Source organism: Rhizobium sp. TBD182 (assembly GCF_001950375.1).
Taxonomy (GTDB): Bacteria; Pseudomonadota; Alphaproteobacteria; order Rhizobiales; family Rhizobiaceae; genus Agrobacterium; species Agrobacterium tumefaciens.
The window spans coordinates 1,277,121-1,290,599 of record NZ_BDLN01000001.1 but is presented as its reverse complement, the minus strand read 5'-3'; the positions used below and the strand labels follow the sequence as shown (position 1 = coordinate 1,290,599).

Genomic DNA, 13,479 nt, shown 5'->3' with positions numbered 1-13,479 from the left:
TCCCAAAGCGCTTTAGTTTTTTACCAGTCCCTGCCGGTTTTCTCAATCGAAAACGATAGCCGCCTTTCTAAGTAAGTATGACTATTCATACGACAATGCGGCATGTCCAGCGAAAGAGCCTCTTGACTCCTTCTCAATGACAATGAGATGAATAGGCAGCCAAAGCGCTTTGATTTATGGGAGATGCTTTGAGCCTTTTATGTGATGGGAGGTAAATCACATGCAGAAGACCTTTTTGGCGACGGCGGCTTCTATAGTGCTGCTGTCGGGTTCGGCCTTTGCCGCCGATCTGAAATTCGCGCCCGGTCAGGATGCCAAGTTCAACTGGAAAAGCTACGAAGACTTCAAGGCGGCCCATGCCGACCTGAAAGGTCAGACGCTGACGATTTTCGGGCCCTGGCGCGGTGAGGACGAGGCGCTGTTCCAGACGGTGCTGGCCTATTTCTCCGACGCGACCGGCGTGAACGTCCGCTATTCCTCCTCGGAAAACTACGAACAGCAGATCGTCATCGACACGCAGGCGGGTTCTCCGCCCAACATCGCCATCCTGCCGCAGCCCGGTCTTCTGGCCGATCTCGCCGCCAAGGGTTTTCTGGTTCCGCTCGGCGATGAGACCGCAAGCTGGGTTAAGGACAATTACGGCGCTGGCCAGTCCTGGGTTGATCTCGGCAGCTACAAGGGCAAGGACGGCAACAAGGCTTACTTTGCATTTCCCTTCAAGGCCGACGTGAAGTCGCTCGTCTGGTACGTGCCTGAGAACTTCGAGGAAGCGGGCTATAAAGTGCCCGAGAGCATGGAAGACCTGTTCAAGCTGACGGACCAGATCGTTGCCGATGGCGGTACACCCTGGTGCATCGGCCTCGGTTCCGGCGGTGCGACCGGCTGGCCGGCAACGGACTGGGTGGAAGACCTGATGCTGCGCACGCAGCCACTCGACGTCTATCAGAAATGGACGACGAACGAGGTGAAGTTCACCGATCCGGCCGTAGTTGCGGCAATCAATGAATTCGGCAAATTCGCCAAGAACGAAAAATATGTCAGCGGCGGCGTTGCGGCTGTGGCCTCCACCGACTTCCGCGACAGCCCGAAGGGTCTCTTCGACATTCCGCCGAAGTGCTACCTCCACCATCAAGCGTCCTTCGTGCCGTCCTTCTTCCCTGATGGTACCAAGGTCGGAACGGATGTGGATTTCTTCTATATGCCGACCTATGCCGCAAAGCCTGAACTCGGCAAGCCGGTTCTGGGCGCCGGCACGCTCGTCACCATCACCAAGGAAGCGCCCGCCGCCAAGGCTTTCGTCGACTTCCTGAAAACCCCGATCGCCCATGAAGTCTGGATGGCACAGTCCAGCTTCCTGACGCCGTATAAGGGTGTGAATGTCGATACCTATGCCAATGAGCAGATGAAGCGCCAGGGTGAAATCCTCACCTCCGCGACCACCTTCGGCTTTGACGGTTCCGACCTGATGCCGGGCAAGATCGGCGCGGGTGCATTCTGGACCGGCATGATCGATTTCGTCGGCGGCAAGTCGGCCGATCAGGTCGCTGCCGATATCCAGAAGGCCTGGGACGGCCTGAAGTAACCTCAAAAGAGCTTGGCCCGGCGGTGATGCCGCCGGGCCTTTGCCAACGGAACGGCCGTCGACCGCATAAAATCAGCGCGGCGCGGAGAGGATCAAGGGAGGGAACATGGCTCAACAACTCGTTTCTGCCATCGGCGTCATGGTGGCCGGCGTTTTTGCCTGCGCTGCCTATTATTGGCTATCCGACAAACTGTTGCAGGTAATCTTTCCCGTCCGCTCGGGAGACGTGTTGCAGGCATCCCGCAACCTCAACCGCCGCGCGTCGGTCAGGCCCTGGCTGTTCATCGGCCCCGCTCTTCTCCTTCTTCTCGTCTATCTGGTCTATCCCGTCATCGCGACGCTCATCCTCTCGTTCTATGACCGGACCGGCGCCGAATTCGTAGGTCTTGCCAATTATCGCTGGGCATTTTTCGATGCCGGCTTCAGGCAATCGATCTTCAACAACATCCTCTGGCTGGCCGTGGTGCCGGCCGCCTGCACCTTCTTCGGCCTCGTTATTGCCGTCATGACCGACCGCATCTGGTGGGGCAACATCGCCAAATCCATCGTCTTCATGCCGATGGCGATCTCCTTCGTCGGTGCCTCCGTCATCTGGAAATTCATTTACGAGTATCGCGCCGAAGGTCAGGTGCAGATCGGCCTCCTCAACGCCGTCGTCGAGTTTTTCGGCGGCAGCCCGGAGGTATGGATTTCCATGCCCTTCTGGAACAACTTTTTCCTGATGGTCATCCTCATCTGGATTCAGACCGGCTTTGCCATGGTCATCCTGTCGGCAGCGCTGCGCGGCATTCCGGAAGAGACAATCGAAGCGGCCGTCATCGATGGCGCCAATGGCTGGCAGATCTTCTGGAAGATCATGGTCCCGCAAATCTGGGGCACCATCGCCGTCGTCTGGACAACCATCACCATTCTCGTTCTCAAGGTTTTCGACATCGTTCTGACCATGACCAACGGTCAGTGGAACACCATGGTTCTCGCCAACCTCATGTTCGACTGGATGTTCCGCGGCGGTGGTGACAGTGGCCGAAGTGCGGTCATAGCGCTCGTCATCATGGCGGCCGTCACCCCGATCATGGTCTGGAACATCCGCCAGGCGAACCGCGAGATGGAGGGCCGCTGAGATGGATATCGTAAAACGTCTGCGCCGCGTCGGCCTGCCGCGCCTGATCGTCCATGCCAGCGTGCTGGTCGTCGTGCTTCTCTGGCTTCTGCCCACACTCGGTATTCTCGTAAGTTCCCTGCGCGACAAGGACCAGATCACCGTGTCGGGCTGGTGGACGGCCTTTTCCAGTTCCGAGCAGACCGCGGCGGTTCGCCTTGCCGACGCTGCCGTGCAGAAGCAGGACGGGAACCGCTACGTAATATCAGGTAATGTTTTTGAAAGCGGACAGGGGGGCAAAGTTGCAGCCTTCGGCGTTCGCGTGCAGGAGCCGACGGCCTTCAAAGCCGGTGAAGCGGCAGATATCGGCGACGGGGAAACGCTGCTCGTCAACACCGATGGCACCTATGAATACAGCAAGGCCTCAAGCTTCGAGGGCTCTCGCGGCAAACGCGTCTATATTTCCGTCGCGACACCGCCGGTCTTCACACTCGACAATTATCGAACCGTCCTGACATCGGAAGGCATCGGCCAGTCCTTCGTCAATTCGCTGACAGTCGCCGTGCCGGCAACCGTCATTCCGATCCTCATCGCCGCCTTTGCCGCCTATGCGCTGTCATGGATGAGCTTTTCCGGCCGCAATTTTCTGATTGCGATGGTAGTGGGCCTCATCGTCGTACCGTTGCAGATGTCGCTGATACCGCTCCTGAAACTCTACAACGAAATCGGCAATATCTTCGGCGTACCGTCCAAGACCTATGCCGGCATCTGGCTGGCGCACACCGCCTTCGGTCTGCCGCTCGCCATCTACCTGTTGCGCAACTACATTTCCGGCCTGCCGAAAGAGATCATCGAAAGTGCGCGTGTCGACGGCGCGAGCGATTTCGAAATCTTCGTCAAGATCATCCTGCCGCTGTCCTTCCCGGCGCTCGCCTCCTTCGCCATCTTCCAGTTCCTGTGGACCTGGAACGACCTGCTCGTCGCCATGGTCTTCCTCGGCACGCAGAAGGATGAGCTGGTGCTGACCGGTGCTTTGAACGCGCTGCTCGGTTCGCGCGGCGGCAACTGGGAAATCCTCACCGCCTCGGCCTTCGTTACCATTGTCGTGCCGCTCGGCGTCTTCTTTGCCCTTCAACGTTATCTCGTGCGTGGCCTGCTCTCAGGCTCCGTCAAGGGAGGCTGATTATACATGAACGCCCATACCAGACAGGATGAGACTATGACCGCTCCGGTGACTTCCGCTTTGACACCCAACAAGGATTGGTGGCGCGGCGCCGTGATCTATCAGATCTACCCGCGCTCCTATCAGGACTCCAATGGCGACGGCATCGGCGATCTCAAGGGCATCACCGACCGGTTGGCGCATATTGCCGGTCTCGGTGCCGACGCCATCTGGATTTCGCCCTTCTTCACCTCGCCGATGAAGGATTTCGGTTATGACGTCTCGAATTATGTCGATGTCGATCCGATGTTCGGCACGCTTGCCGATTTCGACGGGTTGATCGCGGAAGCGCACCGTCTGGGTATCCGCGTCATGATCGACCTCGTCATGTCGCACACGTCTGACCAGCATCCGTGGTTCGTGGAAAGCCGCGCCAGCCGCAACAATCCGAAATCGGACTGGTATGTCTGGTCGGACAGCAAGCCGGATGGCACGCCGCCCAACAACTGGCTGTCGATCTTCGGCGGCTCCGGCTGGCAGTGGGACCCCACCCGCATGCAATATTATATGCACAACTTCCTGACCTCGCAGCCGGATCTCAACCTGCATAATCCGGAAGTGCAGGAAGAACTGCTCAATATCACCCGCTTCTGGCTGAAGCGCGGCGTCGATGGTTTCCGCCTCGATACCATCAATTTCTATTTCCATGATCTGGAATTGCGCGACAACCCGGCGCTGGCGCCGGAGCGCCGCAACGCCTCTACGGCACCTGCGGTCAATCCCTACAATTTCCAGGAACATCTCTACGACAAGAACCGCCCCGAAAACATCGCCTTCCTGAAACGCTTCCGCGCCGTGCTGGACGAGTTTCCGGATATCGCCGCCGTTGGTGAAGTGGGCGACAGCCAGCGCGGACTCGAAATCGTCGGTGAATACACCTCCGGCGACGACAAGATGCAGATGTGTTACGCCTTCGAATTCCTGGCGCCGGATGCGCTCACGCCGCAGCGTGTTGCCGATGTGCAGGCGGATTTTGCCAGGGCGGCGCCGGAAGGCTGGGCCTGCTGGGCTTTCTCCAACCACGATGTCGTTCGCCATGTCAGCCGCTGGGGCGAGCATGTCGAGGATAAGGATGCTTTCGCCAAGGTGCTCTCGGCGTTGTTGATGACGCAGCGCGGCTCCGTCTGCATCTATGAGGGTGAAGAGCTGGGCCTTACTGAAGCCGATATTGCTTTTGAGGATTTGCAGGACCCCTACGGCATCCAGTTCTGGCCGGAATTTAAGGGCCGCGACGGTTGCCGCACACCGATGGTGTGGGATGCGGGCCATGCGCAGGCCGGCTTCTCGACCTCGGACAAGACCTGGCTGCCCATTCCGGCCGAACACAAGCAGCGTGCCGTCAGCGCCCAGCAGGGCAATGAGGCATCCGTGCTGGAGCACTACCGCCGCTTCCTTTCCTTCCGCAAAAAGCATCCCGCTTTTGCCAAGGGCGGCATCGAATTCCAGCCAGTGGAGGGCGACGTGCTGAGCTACACCCGCACGCTCGGCAACGAAACCGTTCTGTGCCTCTTCAATCTGTCCGCGACACCGGCAAAGGCGACGCTGCCGGAAGGGAACTGGGAGGTTCTCGAAGGCCACGGCTTTGCAAACGGTGTGGACGGCAGAAGCGTAGAACTTCCGGCATGGGGCGCTTTCTTCGCCCGTTACGCCTGATAGAGCAGGGAGGAACAACCCATGACAAGTCTCGTTCTCAAGGATATCCGCAAATCATACGGGCAGGTAAAAGTCCTGCACGGCATCGATCTGGAGATCGAACAGGGCGAATTCATCGTTTTCGTCGGGCCGTCCGGCTGCGGGAAATCGACGTTGCTGCGCATGATTGCGGGTCTGGAGGAAATCACCGGCGGTGAGATGTTTATCGACGGCCAGCTGGTCAATGAAATCCCGCCCTCGCGTCGGGGCATTGCCATGGTGTTCCAGTCCTATGCGCTTTATCCGCATATGACTGTTTACGACAACATGGCCTTCGGCATGAAGATCGCCAAGGAAAACAAGCAGGAGATCGACCGCCGCGTCCGCGCCGCTGCCGAAATCCTGCAGCTGACGCAATATCTGGAGCGTTTGCCCAAGGCTCTTTCTGGTGGCCAGCGCCAGCGCGTCGCCATCGGCCGTGCCATTTGCCGCAATCCCAAGGTGTTCCTGTTCGACGAACCCCTGTCGAACCTCGATGCCGCGCTGCGCGTGGCAACCCGCATCGAGATCGCCAAGCTCAATGAGCAGATGGCAGACACGACGATGATCTACGTCACCCACGATCAGGTGGAGGCGATGACGCTGGCCGACCGCATCGTCGTTTTGAATGCGGGTCGTGTGGAACAGGTCGGCCCGCCGCTGGAACTTTACGAAAACCCCGCCAACCTCTTCGTGGCGCGGTTCATCGGCTCGCCCGCCATGAACATCATTGCGGCAAAAATTGCCGTAACCGGGGAGCGGACTTCGATCGAACTTGCCGGAGGCAAGACGCTGAACATCGTCGTTCCCACGCCTGCAACCGAGCAGGGCAAGGTCGCGAGCTTCGGTGTCCGGCCGGAGGATTTGAGCATCGTCACCGGCGACGATTATCTTTTCGAGGGAAAAGTCGCGATCGTCGAGGCTCTCGGTGAAGTGACCCTGCTTTATCTCGAAGCGCCCAAGGGGCAGGAGCCGATCATCGTCAAGGTGCCAGGCATCGTATCCGTCGCCAAGGGTCAGACCCTGCGTTTTGCGGCACCGCAGGCAAAGCTCCATCTCTTTGATGCCGAGGGCAAGAACTACCGCAGATAGTTGCGGAGACAATGGCCGGTGAGCTTCAGGAAACATGCCCCGGAACGTCCCGTTCCGGGGTTTTTTCATGATATTTTGCCGCTGTGGAAAAATGCCAAAAATGTTCCGTCTTCGGTCTGTTTAAGGTGACGCTGATATGAATTGTTAAAGACTACGTTTTAATCTTGGAGACGTTGAAAGAGCATGGAGGTCAGGGCGTGCAGAGCAGTGCGGGTGTTATCAAGAACAGTTACCTGACCAAGGAAGAATCCTTCATGTACGACCGCGAAGGCCGGTTTCGCATGGAAGACACCATGAATGCGGCGCGCATCGAATATACCGAGAAGGCCGTCATGCATATGGCCGCTCGCCGTTGCGACGTCATTCGCATTTCCCAGACCGAGGCAGTGCTGGCACTGCTGACGAAATACAATCTTCCGAACCAGTTCTATCTGGATATTCCCGACGCCCGCATCACCAAGATCGGCTGCGTTATGTTGCGCGTCAACGCCAACAACACCATCCACGTCCGTTTCCTGCGCATGTTGACGCAAAAGGAACTCGACCGCATTTTCGTGTTCAGCACGCATCCGGCGCACAAGGACCGGAAGCTCGATATCCGGTCTTTCTGAGGGGCTGGAGAATCTCCGGCTTCAGGAAAGCCCACCCAGAACCGTCTGCTTCAGCTTCACATCCGGCACTTCCGCAAAGGCAAGATCGCTGCGGCCGAAATAGGATTTCTGGTTGGTGGCGGACCAGTCGTTGCAGACCAGTTTGTATCGCTCTCTTGTGACCGGTTTTTCCGGCATGGCGTAAAGATAATCGCCGGTGCGGTCAGCAAGCGGAATGTCGCCGTCCTGATTGCAGCGCTTGAGGATTTGCGCAAGCGCTTCGCCATCCACTTCCGTCACCATCAGCTTGCCGTCGAAACGCAGCGAGGCGTTGAAATCGTAGCGGCGGATATCACCCTTTGGCAAACCAGCGCCGAAGGAGGTGTGGCCTATGAAGCCGACATCCGCGCCGGTTTTTGCGGCGATCAGTTGCGCCACACGGCGTCCTGCCTCGTCAACTGTCATCGCCTTTTCCGTTTTGCCGACAACCGCCTTCTCTTCTGCCGTCAGATGTTTGTCGAGCGTCTGTTCGATCAGGCCTTTGAGCGCCGGGGAGGAGGGGGCGTCGCTGTCAATGGCGACGGTCTCGATCGTCGGCGCCTTGCCAGCAGCTTGGATCGTCCCAATGGCCATGGATGTGCACCATGAGCCCGTGTGGACATAGCGCGTCGCACCCTGTTCATGCACGAAGTTCAGGTGATCGTGGCCGCCGACCAGCAGGGTGCCATCGGGCAGCAACGGCAGGATATCGCGGTCGGCAACAACACCGGCGTGGCTGAGAACGATGTTGATCGCCTCCGGCTTGACGATTGCCGGCAGATTCGCCTTGGCCCATTCCACAGGCTGCGGAATATCCAGCATCTCACGCGTCGCCTTCGGATAGGTATTGATCGCGTTGGTGGCAAGGCCCGCAACGACGACCGGCCGTCCGCCCACACTCACCTCCGCACTGGCCGGTGCATAGGGTGCGCCGCTGCGCTTGTCGATGATGTTGGACAGCACGTTGATGCCGAGCGCGCGGGCACGACTGACGAAATTGGCGAGGTCGTTATCGATATCCGGTTCATGGTTGCCGATATTGATGACGGTGGGCGCGAGCCTGGCGAGCGCCGAGAGGAACGTCCACTCGATTTCGCCGGACGACTGTGTCGCCACCGCATTGCCGGTTTCGAACAGATCGCCGTTCAGAAGAATAATGTGGGGCGTCTTTTCAGCCGCGATGCGCATTTCTATGGCTGCTAGGAGCTGCCCGATGCGCTCATAGGCCGAATGCAGGTCGGAAATCACGATTGCACGCAGGGCCACATCCTGCGCCTCCGCCGGCGTTGCCACCACCATCAGCGGCAGTATGGCGGTGCCAGCCATAAGCTTCAGCACGTCACGGCGTTTGCTTAAGAAAATCGTCATGTCTGGCCCCATCATCTTGAAATGCGTGATCGTCCCGCGGCTGGCTGAGAAGCCCCTATAGGGCGATCATCACAGCCGCATGACAAGTTTGGCGTTTAAGAGACGGGAAATAAAGCGGTTTCAGCGCGGGTTGTGCAGGTCATGCCAAGAGGGTGCGGAGGCGAGGCCGAATCCGGCCTTCGCCTCCGGGCGATCAATGGAACAGAACGCTGGCGCCCTGGTCGGCAGGGCCGACATTACGGCGGAACGGGGCGAAAAGTTCGCGGCCCATGCCCCATTCGTTGGCGGAAAGGTCGGCGCGCGCCGGTTCGCGCTTTGCCAGCTCTGCGGCTGGAACAAGCACTTCAAGCGTTCCGGAAATGGCGTCGAGACGGATGATGTCGCCATCGCGGATGAGCGAGATCGGGCCGCATTCGGAAGCTTCCGGCGTGACATGGATGGCGGCCGGCACCTTGCCGGAAGCGCCGGACATGCGTCCGTCCGTCACCAGCGCCACCTTGAAGCCGCGATCCTGCAGCACGCCAAGTGGCGGTGTCAGGCGGTGCAGTTCCGGCATGCCGTTGGCCTTCGGACCCTGGAAACGGACGACAGCGATGAAATCGCGGTTGAGCTTGCCGTCCTTGAAGGCATCCTGAAGCTCCTGCTGGTCGTTAAAGACGATCGCGGGCGCCTCGATGATATGGCGTTCGGGCTTGACGGCGGAGATCTTGATGACCGATTTGCCGAGATTGCCGGTCAGCATTTTCAGACCGCCGGTCGGCTGGAACGGCGTTTCAATGCTGGCGAGAACCTTCGGGTCGTGGCTCTGCTCGGGAGAAGGCTCGCGGGTCACTGCGCCGTTTTCGTCAAGCTTTGCATCCACGGTGTAGGCTTCGAGCCCCTGTCCGAAGACGGTGCGGACGTCGTCATGCACGAAGCCCTGTTTCAAAAGCTGCTTGATGAGGAAGCCCATGCCGCCCGCGGCGTGGAAATGGTTCACATCCGCAAGACCGTTGGGATAAACGCGGGCGAGCAGCGGCACGGTATCCGACAGATCGGAAATATCCTGCCAGGTGAGGATGATGCCGGCTGCGCGCGCCATGGCGATCAGGTGCATGGTGTGGTTGGTCGAGCCGCCCGTCGCGTGCAGGCCGACGACGCCGTTGACGATCGAGCGCTCATCGATCATTTCGCCCGCAGGCGTGAACTCGTTGCCCTGCGCGGTGATGGCGAGCGCCCGCTTGGCGGCCTCGCGTGTCAGCGCGTCGCGCAGCGGCGTGCCGGGATTGATGAAGGAAGAGCCGGGCATGTGGAAACCCATGATCTCCATCAGCATCTGGTTGGAATTCGCCGTGCCGTAGAAAGTGCAGGTGCCGGGACCGTGATAGGATTTGGACTCCGCCTCCAGCAGCTCGGCGCGCCCAACCTTGCCCTCTGCATAAAGCTGGCGAATGCGGGATTTCTCGTCGTTCGGCAGGCCAGTGGTCATCGGCCCGGCGGGGATGAAGATGGAGGGCAGGTGACCGAAGGAAAGCGCTGCGATGACGAGGCCGGGAACGATCTTGTCGCAGACACCGAGATAGACGGCGGCGTCGAACATGTTATGCGACAGGCCGATGCCGGCAGCCATGGCGATGGCATCACGGGAGAATAGCGAGAGCTCCATGCCCGGCTGGCCCTGGGTTACGCCGTCACACATGGCAGGCACGGCACCCGCGACCTGCGCCACGCCGCCAGCTTGCGCTGCGGCCTCGCGGATGATTGCCGGAAAGGTCTCGTAGGGTTGGTGCGCCGACAGCATGTCGTTATAGGCGGTGATGATGCCGAGATTACCAACCCGGTCGCCGGCAAGGAGGTCCTTGTCGGCGGGGGAACAGACAGCAAATCCATGCGCGAGGTTACCGCAGGAGAGAGTGGAGCGATGAACGCCCTTCGAAACCTGCAGCCGCAGCCGCTCTAGATAGGTCTCGCGGTAAGGCTTGGAGCGTTCGACGATGCGGGCGGTAATGGCCTGAATGCGGGAATCGGCGGACATGAGCGTTCATCCTGTTCGTTGGTCGAGAACCGGCGTTCCGGGAGATGAAGGACCGGTTATCGTGTTTTCGTCTTGTGTCGTCGGGCGCTGTCGCGGGGCCGCTTGCGCGGCAACCGCATCCAGTTATGGCGCCCAGTAAATATCCAGGGCGGTTTCTGCCCGGTTCAGCACGGCGCGGATCGGCATTTCGTCCTCATCCTCGCCCGACTGTGCTTTTTCAAGCGTCGCCTTTTTTGCTGCACCTTCGATGTGGAGCACCAGAAAACCCGCGTCGTGAAGGCTGGAGAAGTTGAACGTCAACCGTTCTTCCCCCGCGGTTTCCGCCGCCATGGTCAAAACGCCGCGCGGTTCGTCAAGGTCGAGCGCTTCGTAGAGATTGTCGCCACCGGGAAAGAACGATGCCGTATGCCCATCCGTTCCCATGCCCAGCACGACGACATCGAAAGGATCGCAGATCGCTTCGGTCTTGACGGTCGCAAGCGTCGCTGCATCCTCAGGCGAGGCCGCGGGCTGGAACAGCGGCACGAAATAGGCCGCCTTCGCCTTGTCCTGCAACAGGTTCTCGCTGACCAGCCGGTGGTTCGAGCGCTCGCTTTCTGGCGGCACGAACCGTTCGTCAACCAGCGTCACGCTGATGTTGCTCCAGTCGAGATCATGATGGGAAAGCGCCTGGAAGAACAGCTTGGGCGTTGAACCGCCCGAAACGGCAATGCTTGCCGTTCCGTATTCTTTCGTTGCCGCGTCGAGACGCGCGGCAACATCCGCCGCCAAGGTTTTCGCCAGTTCAGCGGCTGTGTCGAAGACATGGATTGTTTCGCTCATACCCGCGCCCTCAGTCAGCGTCGTGCCAGGTGCGGCCGTCGCGCTCGATCAGTGCGATCGAGCCGCTCGGACCCCAGGTTCCGGCAGTATAACCCTGTACGCCCTGTCCCAGTTCTTCCCAGCTCTTGAGGATCGGATCGACCCAGTCCCATGCCGCTTCCACTTCGTCGCGGCGCATGAACAGTGTCTGGTTGGAGCGGATGGTATCCATCAAAAGCCGCTCATAGGCATCGGGGCTGCGCACATTGAAGGCTTCGGCAAAGCTCATGTCCAGCGAGACCTGACGCAGACGCATGCCGCCCGGGCCGGGATCCTTGATGAGCAGCGACTGCTTGACGCCTTCGTCCGGTTGGAGGCGAATGACCAGCTTGTTGGCTTCGATCTTGCCGGCCGCATCGTCGAAGATCGAATGCGGGATCTGCTTGAACGTGACGACGATTTCCGAAACGCGGGTCGCAAGGCGTTTTCCCGTGCGAATGTAGAAAGGAACGCCGGCCCAGCGCCAGTTGGCGATTTCGGCCTTGATGGCGACGAAGGTTTCCGTGTTGGAAACGCCGCCCTCCAGCTCCTCCAGATAACCTTTCACCGGGCCGCCTGCGGAAGCGCCGGCGCGGTACTGGCCGCGAACCGTCAGCTTTTCGACATTGGTGGTGTTGATCGGCTTCAGCGAGCGCAGAACCTTGAGCTTTTCGTCACGCACGGCTTCCGCGTTCATGGAAGCGGGCGGCTCCATGGCAACGAGGCAAAGCAATTGCAAAATGTGGTTCTGCACCATGTCGCGCAACGCACCGGCCGTATCGTAATATCCGGCGCGACCCTCAAGGCCGACAGCTTCTGCGACCGTGATCTGCACGTGGTCTATATGGGCGGAATTCCAAAGCGGCTCGTAAAGCGCGTTGGCAAAACGCAGTGCCATCAGGTTCTGCACCGTCTCCTTGCCGAGATAGTGGTCGATGCGGAAGATCTGTTCTTCTTTGAAGACGTGGCCGATGGTGTCGTTGAGTTCCTGCGCCGAGGCAAGGTCGCGGCCGATCGGCTTTTCGACGACGATGCGGGTCGAGCGCGTGATAAGCTTGTGTTCGCGGATCTTGTCGGCGATATCGCCGAAAATGCCGGGCGCAACAGCGAGATAGAAGGCGCGTATGCGCTCCTTGCCCTCATCGAGCAGCTTCTTCAACACGTCCCATCCGTTGCCGGATTTTGCGTCGACGGGAACGTAGAAAAGCCGGTTGAGGAACAGCGCAACCTGCGCATCATCATATTCGCCCGCCTTCAGATGCTCCTTCAGCGCGTCCTGCGCGAATTTGCGATATTCCTCATGGCTCATGACCGAACGCGACGCGCCGATGATGCGGGTCGGCTCCGTGAACTGGCCTTCGACCTGACGGTGATAAAGGGCCGGCAAAAGCTTGCGCTCTGCCAAATCGCCTGTGCCGCCGAAAACGACACAATCAAAAGCTTCAACAGGAATGATCTGACTGCTCATATCGATACTCTCGATCTTCAAGGGTTGGGGCATCCATAATCTAATCGATTTAAAAATGCCAGTCTCAGTTATGTGAAATTATGAATTTTGGTTTCACGGGTCGAAAACCCGTAGCGATTGTCATTGAGTGATGCCGGCTAGAAAGCAGGGTTCTTGAACAAGCCTTTGGCCGGCGGCGGAACGGAAAAAAAGAAAAAAACGACGATTGCTGCGATTTTCCCCATCCATGATCGCGGTGATGGCTCATCGACCTTGTGCGAGGCATCTATACTGTCCAGCAGCAGTCTTGCCTCATGCCGCTGCCACTCCGGCACCTGGATTTCCATGCCTCCGAAAGCGACCGTCAAATGCCAGTTCACGGAAACGATATGGGCCGAGGGCACGGTGGTGTGGATGCCATAGGCGCGCAGAAACGAACACGTCACGGCGGTTTCCGCCATCCCGTAACCGGTCGCAATCGCTACAAGCCTGTCGCTAGGTCTTTCCATAAGATC

General features: G+C 59.2%; 11 protein-coding genes. 6 read left to right on the top strand and 5 right to left on the bottom strand.

The genetic code is table 11. From position 1 onward, the window contains the following. Nucleotides 1-220 precede the first annotated feature (220 nt). The 6 genes from T18_RS06470 to T18_RS06445 all read left to right on the top strand — a co-directional run bounded on the left by T18_RS06470 (nucleotide 221) and on the right by T18_RS06445 (nucleotide 7,277). On the top strand, nucleotides 221-1,582 hold the full coding sequence (locus T18_RS06470) for an ABC transporter substrate-binding protein (RefSeq protein ID WP_038489846.1): 1,362 nt from the start codon (nucleotides 221-223) through the stop codon (nucleotides 1,580-1,582). A 106-nt stretch (nucleotides 1,583-1,688) separates the two neighbouring features. Beyond that, nucleotides 1,689-2,702, top strand: coding sequence for a carbohydrate ABC transporter permease (locus T18_RS06465; protein ID WP_003515131.1), 1,014 nt, complete (start codon nucleotides 1,689-1,691; stop codon nucleotides 2,700-2,702). A gap of 1 nt (nucleotide 2,703) precedes the next feature. Further along, on the top strand, nucleotides 2,704-3,864 hold the full coding sequence (locus tag T18_RS06460; protein WP_003515133.1) for a carbohydrate ABC transporter permease: 1,161 nt from the start codon (nucleotides 2,704-2,706) through the stop codon (nucleotides 3,862-3,864). A 36-nt stretch (nucleotides 3,865-3,900) separates the two neighbouring features. After that, on the top strand, nucleotides 3,901-5,556 hold the full coding sequence (locus T18_RS06455; protein ID WP_038489849.1) for an alpha-glucosidase family protein: 1,656 nt from the start codon (nucleotides 3,901-3,903) through the stop codon (nucleotides 5,554-5,556). A 21-nt stretch (nucleotides 5,557-5,577) separates the two neighbouring features. Further along, nucleotides 5,578-6,666: an ABC transporter ATP-binding protein gene (locus T18_RS06450; protein ID WP_038489853.1), complete on the top strand. Its 1,089-nt coding sequence runs from the start codon at nucleotides 5,578-5,580 to the stop codon at nucleotides 6,664-6,666. 254 nt (nucleotides 6,667-6,920) lie between these two features. Then, nucleotides 6,921-7,277 carry a hypothetical protein gene (locus T18_RS06445; RefSeq protein WP_034501827.1) on the top strand — a complete coding sequence of 119 codons (357 nt, stop codon included), beginning with the start codon at nucleotides 6,921-6,923 and terminating at the stop codon, nucleotides 7,275-7,277. A 21-nt stretch (nucleotides 7,278-7,298) separates the two neighbouring features. Here the strand turns inward: T18_RS06445 and T18_RS06440 are convergent, their stop codons facing one another. The 5 genes from T18_RS06440 to T18_RS06420 all read right to left on the bottom strand — a co-directional run bounded on the left by T18_RS06440 (nucleotide 7,299) and on the right by T18_RS06420 (nucleotide 13,473). Continuing rightward, nucleotides 7,299-8,663, bottom strand: a complete 1,365-nt coding sequence (locus tag T18_RS06440; RefSeq protein WP_038489856.1) for a metallophosphoesterase — start codon at nucleotides 8,661-8,663, stop codon at nucleotides 7,299-7,301. 193 nt (nucleotides 8,664-8,856) lie between these two features. Next, nucleotides 8,857-10,677 (bottom strand): phosphogluconate dehydratase, encoded by a 1,821-nt coding sequence (gene edd, locus T18_RS06435; RefSeq protein WP_003515140.1) that lies wholly within the window; start codon nucleotides 10,675-10,677, stop codon nucleotides 8,857-8,859. 123 nt (nucleotides 10,678-10,800) lie between these two features. Further along, nucleotides 10,801-11,499, bottom strand: coding sequence for a 6-phosphogluconolactonase (gene pgl, locus T18_RS06430; protein ID WP_019564290.1), 699 nt, complete (start codon nucleotides 11,497-11,499; stop codon nucleotides 10,801-10,803). A gap of 10 nt (nucleotides 11,500-11,509) precedes the next feature. Next, nucleotides 11,510-12,985 (bottom strand): glucose-6-phosphate dehydrogenase, encoded by a 1,476-nt coding sequence (gene zwf / locus T18_RS06425; protein WP_038489859.1) that lies wholly within the window; start codon nucleotides 12,983-12,985, stop codon nucleotides 11,510-11,512. Between the two features lie 137 nt (nucleotides 12,986-13,122). Beyond that, entirely contained in the window at nucleotides 13,123-13,473 is a 351-nt protein-coding gene (locus T18_RS06420; RefSeq protein WP_038489862.1) for a hypothetical protein, read from the bottom strand. Nucleotides 13,474-13,479 lie beyond the last annotated feature (6 nt).